This is a genomic window from Bdellovibrio sp. CKG001, assembly GCF_055397465.1.
In genome coordinates this window covers 2,725,053-2,751,532 of record NZ_AP029173.1, presented here as the reverse complement: position 1 = coordinate 2,751,532, position 26,480 = coordinate 2,725,053, and the positions used below count along the sequence as shown (strand labels likewise).

The following is a 26,480-nucleotide window of genomic DNA, read 5'->3' as shown; positions in this document are numbered from 1 at the left end:
CATGAAACAGCTGGTTGAGATCTGCTCAGGCTGTATTGTGAGATCTTCCGGGGAAGAGGGGTCCTCGGTGGTCATTAAAAAGGAGTTCCTGGAAAAGCTGCGAATTCGGCTGCAGGAACTCTGTCCGGATATTGCGTGGTCGGTGTCGACCACGTCCTGCCTGAGGCTCTGTCCGCCTCAAAGAATGTCGATGGTTGTGGCCAACCGCATGGAAATGAGTCGCAGCAACACGGTTGAAAGTGTTGCTGACGACATTATCTCTCGAATTAAATAATAAACTAGAGCTGAGGTCTGAGGCGCACGTATTCGTTGATCGCGCCCGTGATATGATAAAGCGAGCTGGCTTTGGCAGGTTGAATTTTGAACTCGCCACTTTCCAGCCAGGTATCAAACCACAAACCCTTTTGGGGAGTTTCAAAGAACTTAAACAACGTCGCCATGGCTTCGTCTGCGGCTTTCGCGTAGACAGCACGCTGGGTTGTGTTTTCCAGCCCCATCTGCAGGACTGCTTTGATGCGCTCACATTGAGGCCAGAAGCGGGAAGAACGCTGCTTTGAAGACAGATCACTCCAGACTTCATCATAGACAGATTTTCTTTCCGGCCAGACGCCGTGCTTTTCGCTTAGAGCAATCAATTTTTCACGAACAGCTGTGAGATCTTTGCCTGTGAGGCCCTGATAAAGTCCCAGCAACCAGGCCCATTCATATTGATGCCCCGGCTCGAAAACAAAACGGCCACCTTCAAGAATAGGGGACCAGTCAGCATTGAAGTGCTCGGCCAATGTGCCTGATTTTGCATCGATAAATTTATTCAGACACAGTTGCAGAATTTCATCGGCCAACCTTTGCCAAAGAGGATCTTTGTCGATAGCCATCCACGCCACAGCAGACTCAAACATGTGCATGTGCGGATTGGCCTCGTACTGAACTCCTTTGTCAGTCAGCTCAGTGAAGCCGCCTTGAGGCAGATGCCGTTCGTTGTATAGATACTGCACCAGTTGGCGTGCGCGTTCTTTGTATTCTGTCTTGGGAAGAACAGCATAAGCATGAGCCAAGCCAAAAAGAGCAAATGCCTGTGCATACAGGTCCGGTGTGGTGTTCTGAGCAACGCCATCTTTGCTGGCGGAATGAATGAAAGCACCAGATGGCAAGGAATAGTTTTTGATCAGGGTTGTTGCACCAAGTTCGATGGCTTTGAGGGCCTTTTCCTTATCGCAAAGCTGAAGCTCCATGGCGATACGCAAACTGTATATTTGGCGGGCTTGCACCATCGAGCGACGGGGAACATCCTGCGGTTCGCCGTCCAGCGAAAAGGACTCTACAAAGCCACCATTCTGCCAGTCCACTCCCTTTGTGATCCATAGAGGTAGGACCTCCTGGGAAAGCCATTGCTTGCACTGATTGATCATATCGTCTCCACAAAATTACCAAGCTTTGCAGGTCACGATATCATTGCAAAGTGACAGGAGTCCAGCAGACTCTGGGCCCAAACCGTGGGATTGCACAGAGTTTGGGTGTGTAAAGTATGTGTTTCATCCGTTGGCTTGCCACTGAAAAGGAATTCCTTCCGAATAAGATGAAGGAAACATGAACTGCGCAAGCAAGGAGGACAGTATGAAGAAGTTGATTCTATTTCTGGCATTTGGTTTGACAGGGGCCTTTGCCCACGCCAACACCGAAGCTGTGGTGATGAATGATGAGGCCAGTATCGCCGGCAACCGCCTGTGGGCCTGTGGGTTGGCTTTCAAGGGCACATCCAAGGGCATCAAGGTGATCGTCGGACACTTTAAAACAGTGGCGTACGGAACTTTGAAGTGCAAGAGCATCAAAGGCACACGCTATTCACAGGATGTGAAGGTGACGATCGGACATCATTGGATTGGTCCAACAGCGGGTATAGGCTATTTCAAACTGGCCGGGGCTTCTTCAGAAGTCAGTCTTTTCAACTCGTCCCCGGACGTGATCCTTGGAAAATATCTGGTGGCACAAGGGGAAGCGGCGATCATTGGCGGTGTCGGGGCCTTCACGGCTGTGAAAGTGGGCTTGCCACAACTGGCTATGAATATCTCGTTGCAGCTGCTGCATGGCCTGGGCGTGCAGGTTGGTATTGATAAGCTGACAATCTCTGCGATCGATTAGTTTCTAAAATCATGACGAAAGAAAAAGCCCTTCCAATCAAGGAAGGGCTTTTTTAGTTTATTGCTTTTTCACGTAGGCATTAAGTTTCATGCCAGGAGCCATCGAGCTAGTGACGACCACCTGTGTTCCGCGAGCCAGGTCTTCTGTTTTATTCGCGCCAAAATCAACGTTGAATGTGATTGTTTTAGAGCGATTGCTAGGGCAGGTGAAGTTGCCTTTGAATTGTTTCGAGACGGCCAGAAGCCAGTTTTCATCCCAACTGACACTGCTCAGCAGGTTGTAAGTGCCGTTGCAGACTTCGTCTTCAGCGCCGTTGGCATATGTTCTTTGTACTTCGAATTCGGTTGTGTTTAATACGCGAAAGTTCGCATAAATCTTTTGAAACCCGGCACGAGCCTCCACCTTATAGCGGCCCACCAAAGTTCCTGGGGTGATTTCAGCCGCCATTGCTGGCAACGCGGATAAAAGAATCATAGATGCAGAAATGAAATACTTTTTCATTAAGAGACCCTCCATTGGTTGATGAGCTTTTATACCGAGGGTATGCTGGACGGGACAAAACAAAAGACGGGACTTTGAGGTTATACAAAAGAATCTCGTCAAAATTTTTGTGGCAGTTGCCACTATTGGGAAAAGTATGCCGGGAAGAAATGTCGCTAAGCTTCATTCGATGGAAGCACTGGGTATTGTCACAGCTCAAAGAGGTGATATTCGCGCTGAAAGATTGGAAGAACGTGTGAACCCCAAGGTGCCGTTCCCGCATCGCCATGATTTTTTTCAGGTGGTGATCGTCACTGCTGGCAAGGGGCTGCACAACATTGATTTTAACAGCTACCCGCTGAAGGCCGGGAATATCTTTGTGGTTAAGCCTGGTCAGGTTCATCAGTGGTATCTGACCAAAGGAACGCGAGGATATGTGGTCGAGTTCTATCTGGATTCCTTGCGCATGGATCTTTTGGAAAAAGCTCCTTTGCAAAGCCTGTATGATGCTCCGGATGTATTTCGATTCTCTGCAGAGCTGCAAAAAGAAATGCGCTTTTATTGTGAGAAAATGTGCCTGGAGTTTGCAAAGAAGAAAATGGGGGCAGACCAGGCCTTGCGAAGTTTATTAAGCTTGCTGGCCCTGGAATTACTGCGCACCACCGAGTCAAAACCTAGCAAGGCCAAAAAAGCTGAAGTCAGTTTCATGCGAGAATTTGAAGGATTGATTGAAAAACACTTCAGTGAACAGCACAACGTGGACTTCTACGCCAGATCGTTGGGGATTTCGCCCAAGGCTTTGACGATGCGGGTGCTGAGACTATTGAATAAATCCGCACGTGAGATGATTCATGAACGTTGTTTGTTGGAAGCCCAAAGATATCTGGCTTACACAGTTTTACCGATAGGGGAGGTTTCCAATGCGCTGGGCTTTCAGGATCCCAATTATTTCAGTCGGTTCTTCCGCGCCAAACTGGGGCTGAGTCCCGGGCAATTCCGGGACCGGTATTCCAAGTTGAATTAGCCTTTGAAAGGAGTGTTGCCAGTGTCTTCGGATGCACCTTCTTTGTGGCTGCGTTCAGCATCCAGGGCGACCTTGCCAGTGATGCCCACCCACTCGGGGAAGAACACCATCAAAGAGAAATAGACTATCACGGAGATTCCCGCCACTGCTAAAAAACCAAGTATGAACCATAATTCCATGGCATGCCCCCTAAGAACTCTGTCACTATAGTCGATATTCCAGTTTTTTGCCAGAGACGCCTTTCACATTCAATAGCACAAAGGTAACAGAAAAGCCTTTGGACCAGGGCGTCCAGCAAAAGAGCCTTTTTAGCTCTCCTGCTGTTGTCTGCGGGCTTCGGCTTTTTCCACTTCAAGGATGTACTTCTTGGTGGCCTCTGGCAGTTCCTTCCACATGCGCAGGGCAAGAACCAGGCCCAGAACAGCAAAGGGGATCAGGAAAAGTGGCCAGTAGTGCCAGTTTTTTGCGGATAGATAGCCGATCGTAAGAGATTGCAAACCTGATCCCAGATAAACACAGCCGTCGACAATACCCGAAGCTGTTGCTGTCATTTTCTTGCCACCAAAGTCAGCCGCCGCTGTTCCTGACATCAGGGAATGCACGCCGATCACGGCCAGGGTCATCAAGACAGCGGCCAATCCGAAGACCGTAGGATCTTTGGTTAAGAAAACGCACATCACAATCAATAGCAGAATCATCACAACGTTATTGATTGCAGCCGGAGGCCCGCGACGGGACTGGAACATGCGATCTGAAACCAGGCCGGCAATAAAGCCTCCGAGAACCCCGGTTAAGCACAACAACAGCCCCCAGTTCTTGATGAAGAATTCGGACCCTGCATAGAAGGCCGGATTGGTGTCCTTGGTTTCATTGGCAAAGATCAGATACCATTGCATGATCCCGTTGCGCAAAACCCCTGAAGTGAAGTCCACCATGGCAATCGTGATCATGACGGGGTTAGAAAACACCTTCTTCAGAATCAGTGTCATCGTCATTTTGACATTTTCATCGTCATCGGTGGAGGAAGCATCAGCGGTGTCAAAGTCATCGAAGTTGGCTTCTTTTGGGGAATCTTTTAAAAGCACCATGTCGATCAGGGCCCAGACGATCAAGATGAAGGCGGGAATGGTAAAGACCAGCCAGGTGGCATCTGTGGCACCGGTATCAATCGCAAAGATATGTTGAATGAATTTTTGGAAAGCGGTCTTTTCACCTTCGATATGTAACTTCGAGGCATCAACGATGGCCTGTCCCCAGTCGAAGGCGAAGTACACGCCGAACGAAATCAGGGTTCCAAAGATGGCGCCAAAGACGCCGCGTTCACGAACGTGGAACCAATAGGCTTTGACCTTGATGATGGATACAGCTCCATAGCTTTGGAAGAACATGTTCATCGCGTACAGAACCGAAAAGGCCACAACCATATTGGTTTTCAGGCGTCCCATCAGGTACAAATAGGTTGCGCCGCCCATCAGCAGATTCATCAAGGCAGAACCCAGGGTGGCAATCAGAATTCCCTTTTTGCCACCCATTTTGTCCACCAGGGGTCCATTAATCAGGAATGACAGGCCATAGACAATAGTGCCCGCAGCAAAGATGATCCCAAACTGTTCTTTGGTCATCATCTCGCCCATGGCATTCTTGGAAACATTCAGATTGTAGCGGGCCATGTAGAGAAAGGCATAGCTCATCCCCAGGGGGAACCAGTTCACGAAGCGCCTGAAGATAAATTTTTTCGAGTGATTCAGAGGATTGTTGTTGAAGTATAAATAAATGACCGCGGCTAGACATATGCTGACGAGAAGTAAGGCCATAGCGTCTCCAGTGCGTTGAGCGGCCCCACAGTATGTGAGAAACGAGCAAATGGCAAACTGAAGTCTGTAATGTGAAGAGGTTTATTTTTCTTCTCACATGGGGGCTGCGTGACAAGGCCAATGAAGACAGCAGAATGTTGAAGAAAGTGCCCAGGTCTTTGACAGCTCTCTCAGATTGAATGCCTCAAAGGGGACATTTTTGAGTCTGTAAGTCGAGAGGAGTATATTGAGCGTAAGAATTACCAGGAGGGTAAGATGAAGCGTGTTTCTGTAAAGCTTATATGCCTCGGTGCTGTGCTGCTTGGGTCCGCCTGCAGTCGCACTGTCAGTGAGCCAGACTCTGAAAGCGGAGCCACCTCGAGTCAGTACAAAAGTGAAATGAGCACAGTCAGTTTCAAACTGACAGATGCGCCGAATAAAGATCTCAAGTCCGTTGTGGTGGATATTGATCACATGGAAGTCTTGATCGGCGGGGCGGGTAAATCCGGGCGTCTGCAGTTGGCTCAAGGATTGGGGCCGGTGGATTTGTTGAAGTTGCAAAATGGTGTGACGCTGCCGTTGCAGGATATCGTTGCTCCAGCGGGATTGCGTATTCAGCAGATCCGTCTGGTTCTAAAACATGAAGGACATTATGCCGTCAAAGGTGATGACTCCATCTGTGAGCTGAAAACACCGAGCGCCCAAAAGACCGGTGTCAAAATCATCCTGACGAATAAAGTGGAATTTGAAGCAGGTCATAACTATGAGGTTGTTGTGGACTTTGATGCGCTGAAATCCGTCGTTGTGCAAGGTAACGGGGGTTGTCTGTTGAAACCTGTGTTGAAACTGAAGTCCGTTTTGAAAACACCGGCAGCTATTGAAGAGCCTGGCACTGGCGAAGAATCCGGATCTGGTGAAGAACCCGGAACGGGTGAAGAAGCTGGGGCTGGCGAAGACCCTGGAGCTGACGTGGATTCCGGTTCTGGCGTTGATAGCGGTGGTGATTCCGGAGCGGTTGAACCTGAGCCAACACCTGAGCAGCCAGGAGAAGAGCTGGTGACTGTGCCTGATACGAATGATGGTTCTGACGATGGTTATGTCCCAATCGTAGATGGTCAGGAGTATCCTGTAGTGACAGAGGAAGAACTTTCTCAGCTTTTGTAAGTCTCATCTTTTTCCCGGGCTCTCAGTCGAGAGTCCGGGGTTTTTGAGTTGCCTCGCTTTCGTGGCCCCGGCATCATGGGAAGCATGAAGCAACAATCCGTCAAAAGAAAATCCGCACGCATTCAGAGTCTCTTGCAGCTCTGGCAGCAGCGCCTTCGTCAACATCAGAACATTCGTCTTTTAACAGCCCTGATCTTTCTTGCAAGCCTTGTTGTGCTGTCTATGATACCAAATGCACGCTCAGGTTTTGCAGTTCCGGCGGTGTTGATGGGGATCTTCGTGGTCCTTGTAGTGCGAACGCGCCGGATCTATCGTCACGTGCAAAGGTTGACCCGTTGGAATGAATTCCTTCTGCGCCAGCACAGGCGTCTTTTAGGGCAACCCTCGGGTCGCAGTTGGAAGCAGGCATTTGACACGTCGGCAGAGTTTCCCATGATCCGGGATTTGGGATTGGTGGGGTCGCACTCATTGTGGACTTTGCTGGACGAAACACTTTCAGAAGGAGGACTGCGTCGACTTTTGCGATGGATGAGTCAGCCGCCCTCTGAGGTCGAAGTTTTAAGAAAACGTCAGGAGCAAATCCGTCTGTTGCGCCCGCACGTCTGGTTCTACACGCGGCTGGGGATTGAAACCAATTCCAATGAGCTGAATCTTTCCACCTTGCAGATCCAGGAGTTTCTGAAAAACTCTTTCGTGGGGCCGCACTTTGGTGTGCTTCTGATTGCCAATTTGATTTTATGGTCGATCACACTGGCTGTGTTGATTTTTGTCATTGTGACGGGGACGGCTTTGCCATCAGTGGTGTTTATGGCATTTCCTCTTTTAAGTCTTTTCAGTCTGGGGTCCGTGGGGTCCGCCTTTTTGCAGGGAACCGGATTGTCTCATCATCTGACGGCTTTGGCGCCGGTGCTGGAGGCGATTGAAAGAAAGTCCTCCAGCGATAAAGTATTGCAGGATCTTTGTCCGACAATCTTTCAGTTGTCACCGTCACGAACAGCACAGAAGCTGGAAACAATTCTGGGCTTTGTGGGAACTCAGACCAATCCTATTTTGCATTTTATTTTAAATGCGATTCTTCCGTGGACGGTGGTCTCGGTCTATTTCCTGGAACGTTTAAGATTGAAGATGGCTCAGGACTTCCCGGCCTGTGTCGAAGAGCTTTCAGAATTTGAAGTGCTGGGGTCTTTGCTGGTCTTTGATAAGTATCAGACCCAGTGTTATCCGGAGTTTGCCACGGAAAAGACTTTGATTTGCAAGAATGTCTTCCATCCTCTTTTGGATCGCAGTAAGGCGGTCGCCAATGATTTTGAGTTCCCGAAAGATAAATCGTTGGGGCTTCTAACGGGGTCCAACATGTCGGGTAAGTCCACGTTCCTGCGCACCTTGGGGGTGAATCAGACACTGGCCAACATGGGCGCGCCAGTCTTTGCAGAACGCTTTGTGACGATTCCTCTGCAGATTGAAACCTGCATCGAGGTCAGTGATTCTTTGCGTGATGGGTATTCTTACTTCTATGCGGAAGTCCGACGTCTGAAGGACATTCTGAACACCGCGGCTTCAGGAAAGCCCGTTTTATACTTGATTGATGAAATCTTCCGCGGCACTAACAATCGGGAGCGTCAGATCGGCAGTCGTGCGGTGATTCAGACGCTGGCTCAGGAAAAATCTGCGATGGGCTTTATTTCAACACATGACTTGGAGCTGACAGCATTGGAAGCCAGCAACCCGACCTTGTTAAATCTGCACTTCCGGGAAGATATTGATGATAATGGAAAGATGATATTCCATTATCATCTGCGACGGGGGCCTTGTCCAACGACCAATGCTTTGCGAATTATGGCGGCTGAAGGTATTAAGGTCGAAGAAGTTTAAAGTTTACTCGGATTAAAGTGTCTGCTTCTTGGCAGCAGACGCTTTACTGAAGAAAAAGTGCGTTATAATAAGCATGTGGAAACGATCCGGAAGTTGGTAAGTGGTTTTAGATTTCATTCTTTTTTCACCTTCCATCTTTTAGGGGTCGTCCGAAACGGGACTTGGCCAAAGGGTCGGGGCCCGTTTCCATTTTTAGCGTCTAAAGTTCAAGTTCCTTTAAGCGCTCCTTCAAAAGGCCACTGGCGCAGTTAATAAAAGCCATAAGGCGCGGTTGGGTAAATCGTTGAGGCGGGTAGACGAAGCTCACGGGTCTTACATCTGAACGCCAGTCCGGCAGAATGCGCACCAGTTTTTTGGTTTTCGACTCCGCTCCACAAAGGAAGGTCGGCAGCAGAGCGATGCCCTCACCTGAAACCGCCAGTTCCTTGATTGTATTCAGATCATCAATGACCAGATCTCCGCGCAGATTCACAGTCACTTTATTGCGGTTTTTGTTTAAAAATTCCCAGTGGTCTTTTCCCAGCGGCGTGAATTGTAGGCATTGATGGTCGCGCAGGTCCTTGGGGTGAAGAGGAGTGTTTGTTCGTTTGAGGTATGTCGGACTGGCGAAAGGGGCAAAATAACTCAGTCCCAGTTTCCTGGTGATCAGTGTTGAATCCTTCAGCTCGCCCGCGCGAATGGCCAGATCCACTCCTTCGGAGATCAAATCCACCTGTCGGTCTGTCAGCAGCAGTTCCAGTTGAATTTTCGGATATTGGCGACGAAACTCTGTGATCACTTCCTTTAACAAGCTGGGGCCGATGATGGCAGGGGCGGTGACCCTCAACAGTCCCTGTGGTTCTCCTTGTCCTTGACTGACCTCTTCTGTGGCGGCTTTAAGCTCGCCAATCCCCACCTGACAGCGTTGAAAGAACATCTGTCCGGCCTGTGTGATTTGCAATTTGCGAGTGGTCCGATGAAGCAAGGTGACGCCCAGGCGTTTTTCCAGAGACGAAATTTTAGCGCTGACAGTGGAGTTGGGCATTTCCAACTGCTTTGCAGCGGAGGAAAAACTGCCGGTCTGAACGACTTTGACAAAGATGGCGATTTCATTCAAGTCCATGGCTGAATTGTGCCTGAGACCTGCGGGAAAAACAAATCCGAAGGAGCCTTGGCCCCTTCGGATTCTTTTTAGCGCGAACCTTCGATGGAATCAATCTGACCCATTTTACCTTCTTGGAAGTCAATAAAGGCCTGACGTATTTCTGCTTCCGAATTCATGACAAACGGGCCATAACCAACAATACGCTCTTCAATAGGCTCACCACCTAAGAAAAGTATTTTGGCATCAGTGCCGGCAGCCAGAGTGAAGCTGGCTCCCTCGCGGTCCAGGACGGCCAGCTCCGCTTCCTGCAAGCGCTCTCCCGTACCCAGTGTGACCTCGCCACTAAGAACAAAGACAGCCGCTGTATGGCCAACGGGGGGATTGAGTTCCGTTTTGCTTCCGGCCTGTAAACGCAGATCCCACAAGTTGATCGGAGTGAATGTCTTTGCAGGTCCTCGCATCCCATGGAATTCACCGGCGATCACTCGCAAGTGGCCCGCCCCATCTGCCAAAGCAACTTGAGGGATTTCCGTATTTATCAAGCCCTGATAGCGGGGTTTGGACATTTTGTCTTTCTTCGGCAGGTTGACCCAAAGTTGAACCATTTCAAAATTGCCGCCCTTTTTCGCGAAGTCGGCACCATGGAATTCTTCATGCACCAAACCTGAAGCAGCCGTCATCCATTGCACATCGCCGGGTTTGATCAGGCCACCACCGCCTGCAGAGTCGCGGTGTTCCACTTCGCCGTCGTAAACAATGGTCACTGTTTCAAAACCGCGGTGAGGGTGCTCACCCACGCCGCGACGATGTTCCGACGGAGGAAAAACGGCCGGCCCCGCGTAGTCCATCAGCAGAAATGGACTCATTTCCCGGGCGATGTCGTTGTAGGTAAAGATCGAGCGGACTGGAAAACCGTCGCCGACCCAGTGTCGGGCATTACTTTGTTGAGAGAATAAGAGTTTTTTCATAACAGTCCCTTTCATAGGCTGTTAATATAACACCCCGTTGATCTTTTGATTAGATGGATAAAATAGAAAGATTATTTAATGTATTGGATAATCAATGGATTTAAGGGGCTGGCTCATTGCCACAGCGTATAAGTTCGTTTTAAGAAAAAAGCAGGGACTTTGTCACAAGTGGGAAGCGGGCCTCCTAGTGACAGAGAGAAGCTTTGAAAGGATATTTATGATGAAGCAGTTCAAAGAATGGGGCGTTATTGTCGTTGCCGCCGTTTTGGTTTTTTTGGCGTTTGGATCAGAGGCTTTGGCAAAAGAGTCTTTGCAGATTGTTCCGAATCAAAAAGTCTGTATGGTGACGAACATGGTTTTCCCCCGTGATCAAATTCCAGTGTCCCATGCCGGGAAAACATACTATGGCTGCTGTGAGAACTGCAAAAAAACCCTGGCGGAAGATGCCAGTGCGCGCAAAGCGATTGATCCTGTAACCGGTAAGTCCATCGACAAAGCCACGGCTGTAATTGCGGCTCGCGCTGACGGTTCTGTGGTTTACTTTGAAAACAAGGCCAGCTTCGAGCGCTACAGTAAAAACAAATAACAATCGACCTTGGCCTGAGTCGTTCGCTGAGAGTTGGCACTTCGCTACCGGAGGGCTGGCTCTTGCGGAAAAGTCGCTATACTTTGAAGACATAAAACAGGGAGGTTTTATGTACAGCAAAGTATCAATCAAAGGGCATGGAATTCATCCCATGCTGGTGGCCTTTCCCATTACGTTTTATCTTCTTACCTTTGTCAGCTTTCTTGTGTACCAGTTCGCGGATGTTGAGATCTTCTGGTATAAGCTGGGATATTTTTCCAATATGGCGGCCGTGGCACTTGCCGTGGTGGCGGCCATTCCCGGATTCATTGACTGGGCCATGGCAATTCCCAAAGACACCACTGCAAAAAAAGACGGCCTGATTCACATGTTGCTCAATGTTCTCACTTTGGGACTATTTGCTGTGAGTGCAGTCCTGCTTGGGGGAACTTGGAATGCTCCGCTGAATTCGCTGACATTTCCGCTGGTTTTAACGGGCGTAGGTTGTCTGTGTCTGGTGGGCGCAGGTGCCTATGGATGGACCTTGGTAGCCATCCATAAAGTGGGAATTCCGATGAGTTCAGAACAGGCGATCTTGCAGGATCGTTATGAGCACGATGAAAGACCCCAGGATCATATCAGCTTTCATTAAAGTGGGCTGAGTCATTGTCCCCCTGGCGCAACAGAGTGATTCGGTTTTGAACCCTGCCGCAACAGTGAGTTCTTTCGGATAATGAATCCATGAAAGATCGATATCACCGAATCACACGCAGGTCCCTGATGTTCGGAGCCGGAGGTTTTCTGGCTCTACTGGGGCTGCGTCAGTTGAAGTTGGGGGGAGGTTCCTTGGATGCATCATCAGCTATGCCAGTTCTGTTTTTAGGTCATGGAAGCCCCATGAATGCAATCGAAGACAATCGTTTCACTCAGCGCTTAGGGCAGTTGGGAGTCGAGCTTCCGCGTCCCAAAGCCATCTTGTGCATTTCTGCTCACTGGTTGAGTGCCGGGACCTGGGTGACTCACATGGGTCAGCCTCGCACCATTCATGATTTTTACGGGTTTCCGCAGGCTCTTTTTGATGTGCAGTATCCTGCTCCGGGCAGTCCGGCCTTGGCAGAACAAATCCAAAAGTTGACCGACAAGCCCCAAATACACGCTGACAAAAATGTGTGGGGATTGGATCACGGGACCTGGTCCGTACTGCGCCGAATTTATCCCGAGGCGGATATTCCTGTGTTGCAGCTAAGCATAGATATGTCCGAACCTCCGGCGTTTCATCTGCAGCTGGGAAAAATTCTGAAGTCCTTGCGTGAGCAGGGGGTTCTGATCGTGGGCAGTGGCAATATTGTCCATAACCTTCGGCAGATTGACTGGAGTAAGCAGTCCCAGGGCTTTGACTGGGCCGTGGAGTTTGACGAGTGGGTCAAGGGACAGATTGAAAAAAGGGACTTTGCCTCATTGGCCTCTGATTTTATGAAGACCTCCGCCGGGCGCAACAGTGTACCGACTCCGGATCACTACTATCCGCTGTTGTATGTGTTAGGGGCTGCAGACGCGCAAAAAGATGAACTGAAGTTTGAGTTTGAAGGTTATGACATGGGTTCGATTTCCATGCGCTGTTTGAGTCTGGGAAGGAAGGTCTGAATTATGTATAAACACATCCCGGCAAAAGAAGAATCATCTGCGAAGACACCGGTTCTGGTGCTGATGCACGGAGTGGGATCCAATGAGCAGGACCTTGCGGAGTTCGGAGCTTCGTTGGATCCACGCTTGGATGTTTACAGCTTGCGTGGTCCTTTGGCGATGGGCCCTCACAGTTATGGTTGGTTTCATGTGAATTTCACGGAGCAGGGACCTGTGCATAATAAGGAACAAGCCGAAGTGGCGCGGCAGCACGTCGTCGAATTTCTTCGTGACCTTTGTCAAAAACCGAATGTCGATACGGAGAGAATTTTCCTGGCGGGTTTCAGTCAGGGCGCTATCATGAGTTTTTCCGTTGCTTTGACAGAGGCAAATCTTGTGAGGGCCGTGTTTGGTATGGGTGGGCGTACGTTGCAGGAGATGGCTGCACTGTCCCGGAAGTCCAACTACTCAGCGACACCGGATGTTTTTATTCTACATGGAATCGAAGATAACAGGCTTCCTTTCTTTCATGCTCAAGAGTCTGAAAGAGTTTTTTCGGATGCAGGCTTTCCTGTGCAATTACTGACTTATTCAGCGCAGCACGAAGTCAGTGAAGAGATGCGCGCGGATATCCGTCGTCTTCTGAAACAACGACTTTGAGTTTATCCATTAGAAAGTCTGAAAGGGAATCCGAACTAAAAAGGAGTTGAATATTGTCAGCTCTAAATTCATGCTAGTTGGAATGTTTTTAAAAACGCTGCTGTTTATTGTGGGTCTTGTTATTTCTTTTCCGGCGATGGCCGAAAAAGTTGTCTTTGCTTCTTACGAAGATATTCCGCCCAAAATCTATCGGGACAAAGGGGAGCTGAAGGGCACTTACGTCGAGATCATTCGGGAGGCGTGCAAAAGAATGAAGGTTCAGCCTGAATTCGTGACGTTCCCCTGGGCGCGTGCTGTGGTGATGGCTCGCACGGGGAAGGTGGATGCGCTCTTTCCCCCGTTTGTGACCGAGGAACGAAAAGAATTTCTCTATTTTCATGAACCGGTCAGTGAAACCCGTAATATGGTTTTTGCGCTGAAGAAGAGAAAGTTTAAAATTCGCAGCCTCGAGGACCTCAAAGGTCTGACGGTGGGAGTGAATGATCAATACTCTTATGGACCGGAGTTCGATGCCTATAAAAAGAATTTGCGATTGGATCTTAGTGGCACTCAGGAAATGCTGATTCAGAAACTGGGGCGCTCTGAGGGGGTCAAACGTGTGGATGTGGTAGTGGCATCAGAGGAAGCGTTCCGCTTCATGAGCAAAAAACTGGGATACAGGGATATCTTTGAATCTGTTTATCTGGTTTCTGAAAACCCGTCCTACGTGGCCTTTTCCAAGGCCCGAGGGCCTGGCAGCAAAGAGCTGGCAGAGCGCTTCGGCAAGACCATTCAGCAGATGAAAAATGAAGGCGTGATCCAAAAGATTTTTGATGATTACATGAAATAGAGATTTTGCGTCTCAACTTGAGAGACGAAAATTCAGCGAACAGTTAATTATGAGCATTCCTTAGGTCGAAGTTAATCTCCGCCGATCAATAAAACATGAGAACGTTTCTTCGTATTATGCTTTACCTAAGTTTGGTTGCTGGCCTGGGAGCATGTTCTCTGGATGCCTCTTTCGAGGATCTTAGTCAGCTTCCGCCGACACTTTCAAAGGAAGAAAGCTTTTATGCGGACTATCCTCCCGCTGAGATCTCTTTTTTAAAGTCATCTGATGTGCAGGTGAAAACTGGACAGACCAGCAGGCAGGAAATAGTCGTGACCATGGCGGAAGCCAGTCCGACGAATATCTATGTTCGATACACCTTGATTCCGGAACTTAGCACGGCTCAACAATCGGTGAACCATAATCTTCAAGATGGAGTGGTGATGATTCCCGCGGGACAAACCGAGGGAAAAATAACCTATGATTATTTTGGATCGTCTTCGGGTTCGAAAACTTTGCAGGTTGCTTTAAAAGAGGTCATTGGCTATCCGTCCTACTTTAAGCAGCAGGTGATGCGTCGGTTTGTTCTTGATCCTGCCGAGGATAAAACATTTATAAAAGTCAGCAGGGGCAGTGATTTTTCCTGCGGTATTTCTACGGGCGGAGTCCTGAAATGCTGGGGGCAGAATTCAGCCTTGCAGTTGGGAGCACCGGGGCCTGGACAGATTAGTCCCGTGGTTGTGGACGGTGGTGTTCTTTACAAAGACGTCGAGTTGGGGATGACGTCTGGTTGTGCGATCACGACGGCCGGGATAGTCAAATGCTGGGGCGGCGGGGCTGCCATGGCCGAAGTGGATGCGGCAGTGACTTACAAAAAGGTGACCCGAGGAACCAGCCATGCCTGTGGGATCACAGATGGTGGTGTTCTGAAGTGCTGGGGTAAGAATGATTATGCGCAAATGGGAACGGGGAGCACCAGTCCTTCGAGTACCACATTTGATCCAACGGAACTGGATCCTGGAGTTCTTTATAAAGATGTCACTGCCGGTGCCTATCACAGCTGCGGAATTACCACTGACAATGAATTGAAATGCTGGGGGACCAACAGTTCTTTGCAGGCGTTGGGAACGGGCGGTTCGCCGGTGGCAATCACGACTGTGGATGCCGGGGTTGAATACCGTCAGGTTTCTGCTGGGACCAGTCACACCTGCGCCATCACGATGGACGATAAGCTCAAGTGTTGGGGTAACAATGCTTCAGGTCAGGTGGGTGACGGAGTTGGCACGGGGAACAACCCTGTGACAGCGATTGATTCAGCGGTGGCCTATTCATCAGTAAGCACGGGTGGTGGGCATACTTGTGCCATCACCAAGAACGACAAGCGTCTAAAATGCTGGGGTGGTGGTGATTACGGGGAGTTGGGTTTAAACTCAACGGGTAAAGCCCTCGTGCCGACGCAGGTATCTGATGCAAGCTATTTGACAGTTGCCACTGGAATTGTCGGAACCTGCGGAATTCAAACTTCGGGTGTGATGTTCTGTTGGGGCGAAAATGGAAGTGGGCAGAACGGTGACGGCATGGCCTCTGTCCGACCTGTCCCTATTGTCGTCGACAATGGGGAGCAATATCAGTTGATGGATGCCGGGATCCTTTATCATGTCTGCGGTATTACAACGGCGGGTGTGCTGAAGTGCTGGGGGAACAACGGCAATGGTCAGGTGGGTGATAAATCAACGATCACTAAACCGTTCCCAGTGGAAGTGGACCGTGGAGTCAAATACAAAGCCGTTTCGCCCGGGAACTATCATACATGTGGGATTACGGTCGATGGAGTTTTAAAATGCTGGGGCGCAAATGGGATCAATCACCGTCTGGGCGATGGTATCACCACTCAGCGCGCGGTTCCCAAAGTTGTGGACAGTTCAGAGAAGTTCCTCAAGGTTTCTGCCGGAGGCGACCACTCTTGTGCATTGACGGATCAGAATAAGATCATGTGTTGGGGACTTAATGATGTCGGCCAACTGGGGAATGGCACCACGGACACCGCCAGCAAACCTCAATTTGTGGATTCAGTAGAAAGCTTTAAAGACATTGCCGTCGCCGGAAACAAGGCCACTTGTGCCTTGACCGGAGCGGGAGCTTTGATGTGCTGGGGTGGTGCCGGGCATTTTGTGCCAGAGAATGTTGACGCGGGAACGGTTTACGAATCACTCAGCCGCAGCGGGAATAACTTCTGCGCCAAAACCCAGGCCGGGGTTTTCAACTGCTGGTCGTCAGGAACCTATCCGACCAGCTTTACAGCTCAGCCTGCGGATCCTGGATTTGTGCATCAGGCCTTGGACGTGGGGTTTGCTCACAAATGTGTACTGACCAGTACGCAGGATATTCGTTGTTGGGGCAGCGGTTCTGACGGGCAGTTGGGGAATGGTCTGCAGGTTGTACAAGCTTCAGCAGTACCGATTTCTTCTTTGGATAAATACAAGGCTGTGGCAGTCGGGCGATATCATAGTTGCGGCATCACGTTGGCGGGAGCTTTGCACTGTTGGGGCTCTGATCGTCTGAATCAGCTCGGAGCAGGGCGTTTGGTGAATGTTCCTTCGCCAGTGAAGCCTTAGCCTGTAAAGTCCTGAAGGGTGGACTTGTTGTGTCTTATGTGCTATAGTGAGCAGATGTCGATTTATTCCTTTTATTCAGTCTCAGAGTAGTTTGTTGGAAGGACCTTAAGTCTTAGAGGTCTTTCCCTTCATCGTCATATCTTCAACAGAATAGACAATAGAATAGTTTTGAAAGCAGATGGCCACAGCCGTAAGGCTTTGTCCGTTGGATTTCTTAGAAAGAAAACAGAAGAATGAAGAAGGTAATACAGGTAGAGGAATCAAGCCCGGTTGAAAATTGGGAGCGCTGGTGGCATGCGCTGTCTATTTCAGACACGATCTTGTCGCGATCTGCGGAAGCGCCTTCGGCGGAGGAGATTTGCAATTATCTGGAAAGTATCGAAGTGGTCTTTGAAGATGCCTGCGATCCGGCCGAGGATTTCAAAGCCTATGCGATCCGGGCACTTTGTCAGGCCGTGCGACGGACTTTGGAAAATGGAAAAGAGTCCTTAGTAAAAGGCCCTGGGAGTCTGGAGGAGTGATCGATTTTTTCAATAAAACACGAAACCAAGGGCGTGTATTGAGGTCTTTCTTGAGATTTTAATTTATCGGGCATTGGCAAACTCTTAGCATTGTAATGTAGGAGTTTTTCTATGAAGACCGTTGTCGTTCTGTTGTCTTTTTTGATTTCCACTCAAGTGTGGGCCCGCTCCTGGGAAAGAATTCAGATCCCTGGCGCTTATTGCGGGGACGGCAGTCAGTACTCGGTCTTTCTGGACCAGCGTCGTAAGGATAAAATCTTAATTGAGTTCATGGGCGGAGGAGCCTGCTGGTCGGAGTCCACCTGTCACGGTTTGGATCGAAAAACTTGGATCTATAAAATTCCGGCAGTTCCGGCTTTTAGCTATTTAACGGCCGAGTCGGCATCCCATCCCTGGACAGATCATACGGCGCTTTATTTTCCCTATTGCACGGGGGATGTTTTTTCAGGCCGTCATGTGGCGCGCTACACGGAGTACTCTGCGCGCCAAACCTGGCATGTCGGTTACACAAACATCCTTAGATCTTTAAACTATCTCCGTGATCGAAAGATTTTAAACTTTGATAATTTTGATGACGTGACCTTGTGGGGTGCTTCTGCAGGTGCCATTGGCGCTTTGGTTCATTCCCACACGATCTCAGACGCATTCCCGAGGGCGACACAGAAAACTCTTTTGGCCGACAGTCCGGGACTGCATTTTGGGGATAAGTTCTTTGATAAGTTTTCTTCTCAAATGCGTGCAGATTTCAAACAGGCCTTTGCGGCGGTCGGGTTGATTTATCCAGAGCACAGTGGTTTCGTGGCTCCGTACTTCGGTCCGGTCTTTGCGCAACTGCGGGACTGGAAGGTCGGTCTTCTGCAGGCCACCAAGGATGTTGTCATGGCCGTGGTATTTGGTGAGATCTCTCCGCAAGAACATGAAAGACGTGTGCTTTCAGAAGGTGGCATTGTTGAAGTCGCTAAACCCTTCAATCATGTCCAGGTTTGGGCGCCTCGTTGCCTGATGCACACCTTCTTGTTAGCGCCACCGAGCGCCGGAATGGAAAACGAGGAAAACTTGTCAGCCATCCGCTTTGCTGAGCGAATCTATCACGAGAAAAGATAGCCCCTATCGTGCTCCGGCTTTTTCCAGAATCGCCACGATTTCCTTAAATCCCTTTTTTTTGGCGTGGGTCAGGGCCGTTACCTTATCCCGATCCGGGATGTTCACATTGGCGCCCGCATCGACCAGAATCTGAATAATTTGTTGATGAACAGGGCCGCCATCACTTAAGACAACGGCTTCCATCAAAGCTGTCCAGCCCAGGTTGTTGACATGATTTATATCAATGGGTGTTTTGACGAGTTCCTTCACAACCTCGACATGACCTTTTTCCGCGGCTGGAATTAAGGCAGTGCCTCCGAAACGATTGTATATTTTGAAGTTAGGTTTGGACTTCAGAATCATTTTCAGTATTTCCAGTCGGCCTTCTGCTCCCGCATAAAGCAGCGGACTGTCCTGAATTTGATCCTGAATGTTCACATCAGCACCAGCTTCAATCAGAAGCTTGGCGATTTCGACATCGTTATTGCGGGTGGCAATCAACAACGCCGTTCGGCCTTGAGAATCTTTTTCGTCAATTTTAACTTTCTGTTTCAGAAGGGCACGGACCATTTCGGCATTGTTCTTCTTTGTGGCTTCCAACAGTTGAGATTCCAGGGGTTTAGTCTGCACGTCTTTGTCCTTGCTGCAAGAAATGGATGCGATCAGTGTCGTTAAGAGAATGATTAAAATCTGCCTTCTCATAGAGCCTCCGGTTTTTCAGGAACGCCGAACTTTTCCAGTTCTTTGATCACAGTTTTAGGCAGGACCGTGGCATTCGGTCCGACGGTGGCACGGCGACCTATTTCGACTCCGCCCAGAACTTTTGCTGCAAGTCCTATGGTGGCGCCCGAGCCAATTTTCAAATGATCAATGATAAGATAACCTTTCATTCCGTAGTGGGCCATCAAATATGCAGATCCCCCGATAGTGACATAGTCACCCAACCTGATAAGGGCCGGATCCGAGATGTTGGAGGAATTGATCATACAGGCTTTGCCAATCTTCATGCCCATGGCGCGGAAGAAAAAGATATTCAACGGTGTCGGTGTGATAAAGTCCAAGACTGTGTAGCGCACCAGATAGGTCAAGGCATTGTGATAAAACCAGGGGATGGATTCCAAAGAAAACCAGGGACCACGATAAGTTTTGATAAATGGCAAGGCGGGCGCATTCAAAACGGGCACGACAACAATCAGAACAAAAATGAAGGCAACGAAACCTCCTGCCAAGGAGAGCCCCAGACACAGCGCCTGCAGCAGATCCGGCAGAGCGGTGCAGTTCGCAGACACCCAGCGGAAGAGATAAATCCCCGGAGCCAGCGAAACCCCCAGACAAATTACATAGGCCAGAAGAACTGGAATGATGGCAACCAGGTATGCTATCTGACGAAACTTGCGAAGAAAGCTTTCAAGCATCCCGGAGGCTCCGGTTTTTACAGATCGCTCGGCATTGATATCCTGAATGTCCTGATGATGTGTCATTCTTTCATAGTGAAATCTTGGAGCAACCTGGTCACGTCTTTTTTTTGGTTCAAGAAGATCATTTCAACACGAATGTAGACGCTGCTGATGTTCGCTGAATTTTAAGAGACAACAGAGGGCTGATTTTACTGTTAATTTTCTGCAAATTTTAAAAGGAGAGCTTTCGTTACCTCTTCCGTTCGGGTAAACAGCGTCCACTTCATTTTTAGCAGGAAGAAGATTATGAAATACTTTGTTCTTACTTTTTTCGCGGTTTTTATCTGGGCGCAGGACAGTTTGGCCATCTTTCTGGCGACAGATCCCGGTCAGCTTCGGTCGGGCGTCCCCACGGATGTGTTTGTTGCGGGAGATGGAGATGATCATGGAAATTTGTTTTTAAAATCGGCTATTCTGGCGGCGAAGGTATCACGCGATCGCTTTCCTCAGCGTCAAAGAATTATCATCAGTGCAGCCAATGACTTGTATTCCGATCAGCAACTTTTGGCTAATGCGGGTTTTAAGCTCCACATCGCAGATTCCTCCAGATTGGATAAATCCCAGATCCTAAGCGCATTGAAGTTTCCCCGTTCATTGCTGACATCGCTTCAGTTCTTTGTTCACTCAAACCCTCAGACGGGGATTGTGTTGCATAAGAGAACCAAGCGGTTGGCTCACACGGATGCAGAGTTTGTTCAGATGGGAAGTTTTTTGGCGCGCAATGCGGTTGTGATTTTCCATTCCTGCAACTCGGGGTGGTTCCTGGCTCCGGCGGCAGCGAAGCTGTGGGGGCGCCCGGCCTTTGGCACCTTCACGGCGGATGACTTTCAAGAGCCGATGTCTGATGGTCAATGGTACTATCATGATGCCGGCAGATATCCGGAACATCTTTCCCGAGTTGGTAACACGACTCGCATTCTTCGTCAGAGCATGCGCTGCGGATCCTACGATTGTCTGCGTTTAAAGCCTGTGAACAATAACTATTCAGGTATGATGGGCCGATTTGATAAGGGCCTGGGTTTCTATAAAGGTTTTGCCAAGAGCGAGGCGGACTTGCCTCAGGCGATGATTCATTATGCGCTGCTGATGCCTTCGGTGACGCCGCTGTCGATGCAGTCTTCGCGCGCAGAGTTCATGGCTGTCGTCAAAGACTGGATGTGTCCTTCGGATAAAAGCGGTTCGCTATTCGCAGCTTGTAGCAAAGCGATCGATAGCAAATCTTTTGAATCGAACCCGAAGTTGAACTTCTACGCCGGGACCCCGGTATCTTGCTCAGCTTCGCAATGTTATACCATCGTGAAATGCAGTTCCTTCAAGTCTGCTCTGGGAATCAAATCCTGTAAGACTGTGGATGTTCAGGACAAGCCCTCGACAGTCTTTAGTGATCAAATGAAGCAGATCATGAAAGGTGTTCAGATGTTTGAAAAAGGGCAGATCTCTTTATAGAGGTCCGCCTTTAAGTCGGTTCGGTGCATAAAAGCGCCCACTTTTTAGGTGCCTTAAAATTGAATAGATTTGAAATCAGCCTTCGAGTTGTTCGGTAAATGAGCCTAGTAACCAAATAAATTCTTGAAATCGGGGACTTCTGCCCCTATAAGAAAGATTCACTCAGCGTGATACCGTGGTTCCGTAGCTCAGCTGGATAGAGCATCTCCCTTCTAAGGAGAGGGTCGTACGTTCGAGTCGTACCGGAATCACCACTTTCTTTAATTAATCAATAAAATTAATAACTTATAGTCCTGTCGGGTCTTTGGGGTCGAATTGTCGCGAACTATGCAACGTGTCGTTTTTGCAGGCTCGCACACAGGGCGACGCCTCCCAGGATCACATACCATAGTGTCAGAATCCATAACAGCAACAGGGGCAGGGCTGCGAAAGAGCCGTAAAGTTTGTTATAGGCAAAGAACTTCTTGGCCAACAGAACGTAGCCTTTGTGAACCAGGAAAAGGCTGATCGAAGCCAGTACCGAACTAATGACAGCGGCTCGCGTTCGCACTTGCACGTCAGGAACCATCTTATAGACCAAAAACAAGGTGCCGACCAGAACCAGCGAGTTTGAAACCGAGGCCGGGATCACGCGGTGAACGAATTCAAACTGTTCCAGTGAAGTAAAGCCCACATAGATCGCCAGAAAAACCGGGATCGCCAGCACTAGAGCCCAGTGATAGATCAGGCGCTTGTAAAACGGTCTGGTGTTGCGCTGATTCCAGACGCGGTGAATGCCGACTTCCATGTCGTGCATCAGACGGATCGACGTGATGAACAGGAAGACCGCACCGGCGGTCCCCAGTTTACCGGCGTTGACGTTCTTTAGGACGATCTTCATCATTTTGGTAAAGCCACTGCCTGCGGCTTCCTTCATATTTGAAAGAAGCAGGGCTTCGACTTTGGGATAAAGAGCCTCCAGGCCCCCAATGGATTGAAAAGTTGCCAGAACAACGGCGATAAAAGGAACCAGAGCAAGAGCAGTGGAAAAAGACAAGGACGCGGCGACCAGTTGCAATTCACCATCGCGCATTTGTTGAAGGGTGTCTTTAAGTACGCTCCACAGTCTTTTTAGCAAAATGCAATCCAGTTCCGCGAGCCCCGCCCGCTGCACGTTCGGCGCGTGAGTGCGCTACAGCCAGAATCTTTTTTGAACGGCGAAATCGTTCCCGCTGCGTTCAATCAGAGCCGCATCACAGTAAGGATCGTGCTCAAAGAAAAGATACCATGAATGATCTGCTGCTTCACTAAGATACTTGGTTTTTTCCTCGATCAGCGTCAGCGGATGCAGGTCGTAACCCATTACCCAAGGCAGTTTCACGTGTGTGCTGGTGGGAACCATGTCCCCGCAATACAACAACGTGGTGCTGCCATCGGTGACTTTGATAACCTGCTGACCTTGGGTGTGCCCGTTGCTGATGATGGCAGAAATACCGGGCAGGAAGTTTTCCTGAGCGCCTTTCATGATATTCACAACGCCCGCATCAATCAGTGGCTGGAAGTTCGCAGGATAGTAGCTGGCTTTTTCGCGCAAGTTGGGGTTGGAGGCAGTGTCAAGGTTCGCTTTTTGGATCCAGTACTTTGCATTCGGGAATGTAGGAACCAGCTTGCCATCTTTTTCTGTGGTGCCACCGCCGGCGTGGTCGAAATGCAGATGAGTCAAAATCACATGATGGATATCTTCAGGTTTTACATGATGATGCTTCAGGGAGTTGAGCAGGGACGGGCCGTCGCTGTGAATGTTGAACAGTTCAGCAAACTTGCCACCCAGCTTTTCACCGTATTTGGCAATGAAGTCGCCACCGTTGCCGGTGTCGATCAGAATATTGCAACCCGGGGACTTTAACAGCAGACCACGGGCTTCCATCGAGATTCGATTTTTTTCATCAGGTGGATTGCTGCGCTCCCAAAGAACTTTCGGGACGGTACCAAACATCGCGCCGCCATCCAGTCCAAACAGACCTGTCGGGATGGGGCAGACCTCATAAGGTCCGATCTTTAAGTGTTTGTTTTCGATTTGCAGTTCATTATTCATGAGGCTTTTCCTCCGTAGCAGCCGGGAAGGCATCCGGGTTGATGGTCATAACCCAGCTCTTATAAGCAGCATACACCTCTTGAATCGGACCCGGTGGATGAACTGGACCGACGTGCAGGGTCAGTTTTCCAGGGCGAGGCATGCTTTGACCCTTGGGCCAAAGTTCCATCACGCCATCCAAATAGGTGAACAACAAAGGTGTCTGAGTGCGCTCTGAAAAGATCGAAACGCCCCGTTTGAATTCCTGAATTTTCCCGTCTTTGGAACGGGTGCCTTCTGGGAAAATGATCAGCCACATGCGGGGAAGCTCGGTCAGAAGCTTCAAAATCAGATTGATGGCTTCGCCCTTACGGTCCTTGCGGTCAATCGGAATGGCACCCAGGCAGTGTTGAGAGAAAAACATAAACAGCGGATTGCTGAAGAAGTAATCCTTCGCGGCAGCGATGTATAGATTCAGCCAGTAACGGCGTGGGATGGAGGCGGCAATGGACACCGCATCCAGGTGACTGGCGTGGTTGCTGATGATGATCAGCTTCGGCTGTGTTTTATAGATTTCGGAAAAGGGGGTGCCTTTGACTTCCAGTCGGATGTAAAACTTGTACAGAATATTTTTAAGGATCAGCGACCACAAAAAACGCATGCACACACTGAAAAGATCAATGTGGCGGGTGAAAAGCGGCAAGTGCTTCAGGTAAGTGGGAAGCTTGGTCCACTGTTCGTTTTCGTAGTTCCAATCCTTCATAAAATGACCGTCATGACGTAATAGTAAATAGGAGCAACAAAGATCAAGCGGTCCATACGGTGCAGGAAGTCCCCGCGGCCGATGATGAAAGGGCCCACGGTTTTCATGCCGGCATCACGGCGAACCACCGTCATCACCAGATCCCCGATAAAGCCGCCCATGGAGGCCACAAGACCGGAAGCAAGCCAGTACTTGTCAGACCCATCCGGCAAAAGGAAGCGCATGGAACCTGCCAGGAACAAAGTCAAAAGCATGGACACCACGGTGCTGCCCACGGTACGGCGTGGATTGATGCCCGGGAACAGCTTCCAGCCACCAATGTAACGGCTGACCGCCAAGTTGGTGTTATCGCAGAACTCTGTCAGGATGATCAGGTACATCACCTGGAAGACCCCGTTCGGGAACTTCATGATCAGTCCCAGGTGCATAAACGACCAGCCAAGGAAGATAAAGGCCAGCAAGGTCAACGAGATGTATTGAATCATGCGTTTGTACGAGTTGCGCACCAAAGGCACCAGGCAAGTCACACCCAGAACCATCATTGGCATGGCATTGTAAATATCCAGGCGGTCATACCAGGCACAGACCCCCAGGCCGATAATCCCCGCATAACAAATCAAAACAAAGTAACTGCGATGGAACATCCCCATGATTTGGAAGAAGATCTTTGCGCCTAAGATAGCCAGTGCGGTCAGAGCCACCAGCGGCCAGGGCTCGGGCATCCCCATCGCCAGGAACATCAGTGGGGCTGCGATCAGCCAGGATTTGATGCTGGCCCAGGATTGAACGAAGTAGTAATTCTTTTTACGGAACCAGAAAATGATAAAGGCCGAGGCAAAGATGATGGACAGGACAATCAGTACGGTCTGACGATAGATGTGGCTTTCCCAGGCCGTCGGCATGGCGATGCGGATGGGAAGATCAAGATCAAAAAAATCCATTAAGAAGGTTCCTCTTCAATTTTGTAGTCTTTGATTTTTTTGTATAGATTTGAGCGAGAGACTTTCAAAACTCGCGCGGCGTCTTCGATGTCGCTGGTTTGCTTGATGCAAGTGCGAATCACATGCGCTTCAAATTCTTCAACCAGGGTGTTGAGGCCCTTATTGAAATCAATCACAGTATAAGATGGTGCTCCCACCGGAGTAGCCGCAGGCTTCAGCCATGCCGTGACATCTTCGGCACGAATGAAGGGCAGGGGGGACGTCAGACTCAGTTGTTCGCACACGCGTTTAAGTTCGCGCACGTTTCCGGGCCAGTTATATTTTTTTAGGGCCTCAATGCCGTCGTCAGTGAAGGACTTGTTACGGCGCGGGCGTTCTGCATCCAGGAAGTGTTTTGCAAGCTCAGTGATGTCTTCCAGGCGTTCACGCAATGGTGGCAGTTCGATACGCTGAGAGGCCAGGCGGTACAAAAGGTCTTCGCGGAATTCTCCGGCAGCGACCATTTTTTCAAGGGACTTGTTGCTGGCAACAATCACGCGGGTTTTAACTTGCGTGCTTTCTTTGGCTCCGACTCGACGAACTTCACCGGTTTCCAGAAAGCGCAGAAGTTTTGCCTGCTGGGTCAGTGGCAGGGCTTCGATTTCATCCAAAAACAAATCTCCACCGTGGGCGGCTTCGGTCAGGCCGATCTTGTTTTGATCCGCTCCCGTGAAGGCCCCCTTCATATGGCCAAACATTTCAGATTCAAATAAATTTTCCGGAATGCTGGCTACGTTAACTGCGATGAAAGGGCGATCGCCCTCTTGTTCGTGCAGAAGTCTAGAAACAACTTCCTTTCCACACCCGGTTTCACCTTCGATCAGAACCGGACTGGTTTCGCCACGAAGATCTGCAATGCGCTTTTTTATTTTCAATGAGGCCGCAGATGTTCCTACCCAGCGTGTGCTTTTGCGGTTGGCTGCCGGGTCCACACTGCGCAAGTCCCAGAGGGCTTCGATTTTTTCCAGTACCAGAAGAATTTCTTCCGGCATCAGGGGCTTGGCCAGAAAGCGCTGGGCGCCGGCTTTAAGACAGCTTTCCATCAGCGGTCGGCTGAGGTCACCTGACATAGCCACAACTTCCAGTTGGTTGTTGTGCTTTACCAGTTTTTCAATCACCGACGGTCCCACGGCTTTGGTAGAGCCTGGTTCCAGATGCATATCCACAAAGGCAGCATGATAGAAACGTTCGTATTGAATGGCCTCTAAAGTCTGGGCCGAAAACACCTTCCAGTGATTCGGAAGGGCCAGCTTCAGGGACTGATGAATCAATGGATCGTCATCCACGATAAGTAGAGAAAATACTCGAGTTGATGTCATAGACTCCAGCATACCCGAGACGTCTAATTTGGCCATCATTAGCACGCCTCGTCACTGCGAATA

Annotated in this window: 27 protein-coding genes and 1 tRNA gene; 15 read left to right on the top strand and 13 right to left on the bottom strand. The window is 49.6% G+C overall.

The genetic code is table 11. The features are described 5' to 3' along the window. Position 1 precedes the first annotated feature (1 nt). The gene (locus tag ACZ50P_RS13035; protein WP_464131663.1) at positions 2–274 is read left to right on the top strand and encodes a hypothetical protein; all 273 of its coding nucleotides are present in this window, start codon (positions 2–4) and stop codon (positions 272–274) included. 4 nt (positions 275–278) lie between these two features. Here ACZ50P_RS13035 and ACZ50P_RS13030 read toward each other — a convergent pair whose 3' ends face one another. Next, positions 279–1,409 carry an AGE family epimerase/isomerase gene (locus tag ACZ50P_RS13030; RefSeq protein WP_464131662.1) on the bottom strand — a complete coding sequence of 377 codons (1,131 nt, stop codon included), beginning with the start codon at positions 1,407–1,409 and terminating at the stop codon, positions 279–281. A gap of 205 nt (positions 1,410–1,614) precedes the next feature. Between ACZ50P_RS13030 and ACZ50P_RS13025 the strand changes: the two genes are divergently transcribed. Further along, a complete protein-coding gene (locus ACZ50P_RS13025; protein ID WP_464131661.1) occupies positions 1,615–2,139 on the top strand; it encodes a hypothetical protein in 525 nt (174 codons plus the stop codon). A gap of 57 nt (positions 2,140–2,196) precedes the next feature. Here the strand turns inward: ACZ50P_RS13025 and ACZ50P_RS13020 are convergent, their stop codons facing one another. Next, complete coding sequence (locus tag ACZ50P_RS13020; protein ID WP_464131659.1) at positions 2,197–2,640, bottom strand: hypothetical protein; 444 nt, start codon at positions 2,638–2,640, stop codon at positions 2,197–2,199. A 136-nt stretch (positions 2,641–2,776) separates the two neighbouring features. Here ACZ50P_RS13020 and ACZ50P_RS13015 point away from each other — a divergent pair, with 136 nt between their 5' ends. Further along, a complete protein-coding gene (locus ACZ50P_RS13015) occupies positions 2,777–3,643 on the top strand; it encodes a helix-turn-helix domain-containing protein (protein WP_464131657.1) in 867 nt (288 codons plus the stop codon). Here the strand turns inward: ACZ50P_RS13015 and ACZ50P_RS13010 are convergent. Continuing rightward, positions 3,640–3,822 carry a hypothetical protein gene (locus ACZ50P_RS13010; protein WP_464120270.1) on the bottom strand — a complete coding sequence of 61 codons (183 nt, stop codon included), beginning with the start codon at positions 3,820–3,822 and terminating at the stop codon, positions 3,640–3,642. The genes ACZ50P_RS13015 and ACZ50P_RS13010 overlap by 4 nt on opposite strands. A gap of 129 nt (positions 3,823–3,951) precedes the next feature. Then, on the bottom strand, positions 3,952–5,457 hold the full coding sequence (locus ACZ50P_RS13005; protein WP_464131656.1) for an MFS transporter: 1,506 nt from the start codon (positions 5,455–5,457) through the stop codon (positions 3,952–3,954). Positions 5,458–5,712: 255 nt separating this feature from the next. Here ACZ50P_RS13005 and ACZ50P_RS13000 point away from each other — a divergent pair, with 255 nt between their 5' ends. Further along, the gene (locus ACZ50P_RS13000; RefSeq protein WP_464131654.1) at positions 5,713–6,600 is read left to right on the top strand and encodes a DUF4382 domain-containing protein; all 888 of its coding nucleotides are present in this window, start codon (positions 5,713–5,715) and stop codon (positions 6,598–6,600) included. Between the two features lie 84 nt (positions 6,601–6,684). Beyond that, positions 6,685–8,472 (top strand): MutS family DNA mismatch repair protein, encoded by a 1,788-nt coding sequence (locus ACZ50P_RS12995; protein ID WP_464131652.1) that lies wholly within the window; start codon positions 6,685–6,687, stop codon positions 8,470–8,472. A 199-nt stretch (positions 8,473–8,671) separates the two neighbouring features. Here the strand turns inward: ACZ50P_RS12995 and ACZ50P_RS12990 are convergent, their stop codons facing one another. Next, positions 8,672–9,574, bottom strand: a complete 903-nt coding sequence (locus ACZ50P_RS12990) for a LysR family transcriptional regulator (RefSeq protein WP_464131650.1) — start codon at positions 9,572–9,574, stop codon at positions 8,672–8,674. Positions 9,575–9,642: 68 nt separating this feature from the next. Then, positions 9,643–10,524, bottom strand: coding sequence for a pirin family protein (locus ACZ50P_RS12985; protein ID WP_464131648.1), 882 nt, complete (start codon positions 10,522–10,524; stop codon positions 9,643–9,645). A 217-nt stretch (positions 10,525–10,741) separates the two neighbouring features. On the opposite strand from ACZ50P_RS12985, the gene ACZ50P_RS12980 reads away from it, so the two are divergent. From ACZ50P_RS12980 to ACZ50P_RS12945, 8 genes are all read left to right on the top strand, one after another. Further along, positions 10,742–11,110 (top strand): hypothetical protein, encoded by a 369-nt coding sequence (locus ACZ50P_RS12980; protein ID WP_464120276.1) that lies wholly within the window; start codon positions 10,742–10,744, stop codon positions 11,108–11,110. Between the two features lie 109 nt (positions 11,111–11,219). Beyond that, a complete protein-coding gene (locus tag ACZ50P_RS12975) occupies positions 11,220–11,741 on the top strand; it encodes a DUF2231 domain-containing protein (protein ID WP_464131646.1) in 522 nt (173 codons plus the stop codon). 212 nt (positions 11,742–11,953) lie between these two features. Then, entirely contained in the window at positions 11,954–12,733 is a 780-nt protein-coding gene (gene ygiD / locus ACZ50P_RS12970; RefSeq protein ID WP_464135216.1) for a 4,5-DOPA-extradiol-dioxygenase, read from the top strand. A gap of 3 nt (positions 12,734–12,736) precedes the next feature. Continuing rightward, positions 12,737–13,372: an alpha/beta hydrolase gene (locus tag ACZ50P_RS12965; protein ID WP_464131644.1), complete on the top strand. Its 636-nt coding sequence runs from the start codon at positions 12,737–12,739 to the stop codon at positions 13,370–13,372. 82 nt (positions 13,373–13,454) lie between these two features. Then, positions 13,455–14,201 carry a substrate-binding periplasmic protein gene (locus tag ACZ50P_RS12960; protein WP_464131642.1) on the top strand — a complete coding sequence of 249 codons (747 nt, stop codon included), beginning with the start codon at positions 13,455–13,457 and terminating at the stop codon, positions 14,199–14,201. A gap of 95 nt (positions 14,202–14,296) precedes the next feature. After that, a complete protein-coding gene (locus tag ACZ50P_RS12955) occupies positions 14,297–16,795 on the top strand; it encodes an RCC1 domain-containing protein (protein ID WP_464131640.1) in 2,499 nt (832 codons plus the stop codon). A 233-nt stretch (positions 16,796–17,028) separates the two neighbouring features. Further along, entirely contained in the window at positions 17,029–17,316 is a 288-nt protein-coding gene (locus ACZ50P_RS12950; protein ID WP_464120281.1) for a hypothetical protein, read from the top strand. 111 nt (positions 17,317–17,427) lie between these two features. Further along, positions 17,428–18,420 (top strand): pectin acetylesterase-family hydrolase, encoded by a 993-nt coding sequence (locus ACZ50P_RS12945; RefSeq protein ID WP_464131638.1) that lies wholly within the window; start codon positions 17,428–17,430, stop codon positions 18,418–18,420. Between the two features lie 3 nt (positions 18,421–18,423). Here the strand turns inward: ACZ50P_RS12945 and ACZ50P_RS12940 are convergent, their stop codons facing one another. Then, positions 18,424–19,101 carry an ankyrin repeat domain-containing protein gene (locus tag ACZ50P_RS12940; protein ID WP_464131636.1) on the bottom strand — a complete coding sequence of 226 codons (678 nt, stop codon included), beginning with the start codon at positions 19,099–19,101 and terminating at the stop codon, positions 18,424–18,426. Then, on the bottom strand, positions 19,098–19,880 hold the full coding sequence (locus ACZ50P_RS12935) for a hypothetical protein (protein ID WP_464131634.1): 783 nt from the start codon (positions 19,878–19,880) through the stop codon (positions 19,098–19,100). The genes ACZ50P_RS12940 and ACZ50P_RS12935 overlap by 4 nt, the downstream gene beginning before the upstream one ends. A gap of 222 nt (positions 19,881–20,102) precedes the next feature. On the opposite strand from ACZ50P_RS12935, the gene ACZ50P_RS12930 reads away from it, so the two are divergent. Then, entirely contained in the window at positions 20,103–21,302 is a 1,200-nt protein-coding gene (locus ACZ50P_RS12930) for a hypothetical protein (RefSeq protein ID WP_464131632.1), read from the top strand. Positions 21,303–21,479: 177 nt separating this feature from the next. Further along, positions 21,480–21,556: transfer RNA gene (locus tag ACZ50P_RS12925), tRNA-Arg, on the top strand. 71 nt (positions 21,557–21,627) lie between these two features. On the opposite strand, the gene ACZ50P_RS12920 is transcribed toward ACZ50P_RS12925, so the two are convergent. From ACZ50P_RS12920 to ACZ50P_RS12900, 5 genes are read right to left on the bottom strand one after another with little or no spacing between them, the layout of a single operon-like run. Further along, entirely contained in the window at positions 21,628–22,419 is a 792-nt protein-coding gene (locus tag ACZ50P_RS12920; protein ID WP_464131630.1) for a YihY/virulence factor BrkB family protein, read from the bottom strand. Positions 22,420–22,473: 54 nt separating this feature from the next. After that, on the bottom strand, positions 22,474–23,376 hold the full coding sequence (locus ACZ50P_RS12915) for an MBL fold metallo-hydrolase (RefSeq protein ID WP_464131628.1): 903 nt from the start codon (positions 23,374–23,376) through the stop codon (positions 22,474–22,476). Then, positions 23,369–24,118, bottom strand: a complete 750-nt coding sequence (locus tag ACZ50P_RS12910) for a lysophospholipid acyltransferase family protein (protein ID WP_464120301.1) — start codon at positions 24,116–24,118, stop codon at positions 23,369–23,371. Before ACZ50P_RS12910 ends, ACZ50P_RS12915 begins: the two co-directional genes overlap by 8 nt. Then, positions 24,115–25,059 (bottom strand): phosphatidate cytidylyltransferase, encoded by a 945-nt coding sequence (locus tag ACZ50P_RS12905; RefSeq protein ID WP_464120302.1) that lies wholly within the window; start codon positions 25,057–25,059, stop codon positions 24,115–24,117. The genes ACZ50P_RS12910 and ACZ50P_RS12905 overlap by 4 nt, the downstream gene beginning before the upstream one ends. Then, the gene (locus ACZ50P_RS12900; protein ID WP_464131626.1) at positions 25,059–26,456 is read right to left on the bottom strand and encodes a sigma-54-dependent transcriptional regulator; all 1,398 of its coding nucleotides are present in this window, start codon (positions 26,454–26,456) and stop codon (positions 25,059–25,061) included. The genes ACZ50P_RS12905 and ACZ50P_RS12900 overlap by 1 nt, the downstream gene beginning before the upstream one ends. Between the last annotated feature and the right edge of the window lie 24 nt (positions 26,457–26,480).

Bases quoted from the DNA above. Each gene is read 5' to 3' on its own strand.
- ACZ50P_RS12930 (WP_464131632.1), top strand. From the start codon at position 20,103: ATGAAATACTTTGTTCTTACTTTTTTCGCGGTTTTTATCTGGGCGCAG.
- ACZ50P_RS12905 (WP_464120302.1), bottom strand. From the start codon at position 25,059: ATGGATTTTTTTGATCTTGATCTTCCCATCCGCATCGCCATGCCGACG.
- ACZ50P_RS12945 (WP_464131638.1), top strand. From the start codon at position 17,428: ATGAAGACCGTTGTCGTTCTGTTGTCTTTTTTGATTTCCACTCAAGTG.
- ACZ50P_RS12940 (WP_464131636.1), bottom strand. From the start codon at position 19,101: ATGAGAAGGCAGATTTTAATCATTCTCTTAACGACACTGATCGCATCC.
- ACZ50P_RS12950 (WP_464120281.1), top strand. From the start codon at position 17,029: ATGAAGAAGGTAATACAGGTAGAGGAATCAAGCCCGGTTGAAAATTGG.
- ACZ50P_RS13010 (WP_464120270.1), bottom strand. From the start codon at position 3,822: ATGGAATTATGGTTCATACTTGGTTTTTTAGCAGTGGCGGGAATCTCC.
- ACZ50P_RS12900 (WP_464131626.1), bottom strand. From the start codon at position 26,456: ATGATGGCCAAATTAGACGTCTCGGGTATGCTGGAGTCTATGACATCA.
- ACZ50P_RS12910 (WP_464120301.1), bottom strand. From the start codon at position 24,118: ATGAAGGATTGGAACTACGAAAACGAACAGTGGACCAAGCTTCCCACT.
- ACZ50P_RS13035 (WP_464131663.1), top strand. From the start codon at position 2: ATGAAACAGCTGGTTGAGATCTGCTCAGGCTGTATTGTGAGATCTTCC.
- ACZ50P_RS12960 (WP_464131642.1), top strand. From the start codon at position 13,455: ATGTTTTTAAAAACGCTGCTGTTTATTGTGGGTCTTGTTATTTCTTTT.
- ACZ50P_RS13030 (WP_464131662.1), bottom strand. From the start codon at position 1,409: ATGATCAATCAGTGCAAGCAATGGCTTTCCCAGGAGGTCCTACCTCTA.
- ACZ50P_RS13000 (WP_464131654.1), top strand. From the start codon at position 5,713: ATGAAGCGTGTTTCTGTAAAGCTTATATGCCTCGGTGCTGTGCTGCTT.
- ACZ50P_RS12965 (WP_464131644.1), top strand. From the start codon at position 12,737: ATGTATAAACACATCCCGGCAAAAGAAGAATCATCTGCGAAGACACCG.
- ACZ50P_RS12995 (WP_464131652.1), top strand. From the start codon at position 6,685: ATGAAGCAACAATCCGTCAAAAGAAAATCCGCACGCATTCAGAGTCTC.
- ACZ50P_RS13020 (WP_464131659.1), bottom strand. From the start codon at position 2,640: ATGAAAAAGTATTTCATTTCTGCATCTATGATTCTTTTATCCGCGTTG.
- ACZ50P_RS12915 (WP_464131628.1), bottom strand. From the start codon at position 23,376: ATGAATAATGAACTGCAAATCGAAAACAAACACTTAAAGATCGGACCT.
- ygiD (WP_464135216.1), top strand. From the start codon at position 11,954: ATGCCAGTTCTGTTTTTAGGTCATGGAAGCCCCATGAATGCAATCGAA.
- ACZ50P_RS12975 (WP_464131646.1), top strand. From the start codon at position 11,220: ATGTACAGCAAAGTATCAATCAAAGGGCATGGAATTCATCCCATGCTG.
- ACZ50P_RS12955 (WP_464131640.1), top strand. From the start codon at position 14,297: ATGAGAACGTTTCTTCGTATTATGCTTTACCTAAGTTTGGTTGCTGGC.
- ACZ50P_RS13005 (WP_464131656.1), bottom strand. From the start codon at position 5,457: ATGGCCTTACTTCTCGTCAGCATATGTCTAGCCGCGGTCATTTATTTA.
- ACZ50P_RS12935 (WP_464131634.1), bottom strand. From the start codon at position 19,880: ATGACACATCATCAGGACATTCAGGATATCAATGCCGAGCGATCTGTA.
- ACZ50P_RS12980 (WP_464120276.1), top strand. From the start codon at position 10,742: ATGATGAAGCAGTTCAAAGAATGGGGCGTTATTGTCGTTGCCGCCGTT.
- ACZ50P_RS12990 (WP_464131650.1), bottom strand. From the start codon at position 9,574: ATGGACTTGAATGAAATCGCCATCTTTGTCAAAGTCGTTCAGACCGGC.
- ACZ50P_RS13015 (WP_464131657.1), top strand. From the start codon at position 2,777: ATGCCGGGAAGAAATGTCGCTAAGCTTCATTCGATGGAAGCACTGGGT.
- ACZ50P_RS12985 (WP_464131648.1), bottom strand. From the start codon at position 10,524: ATGAAAAAACTCTTATTCTCTCAACAAAGTAATGCCCGACACTGGGTC.
- ACZ50P_RS13025 (WP_464131661.1), top strand. From the start codon at position 1,615: ATGAAGAAGTTGATTCTATTTCTGGCATTTGGTTTGACAGGGGCCTTT.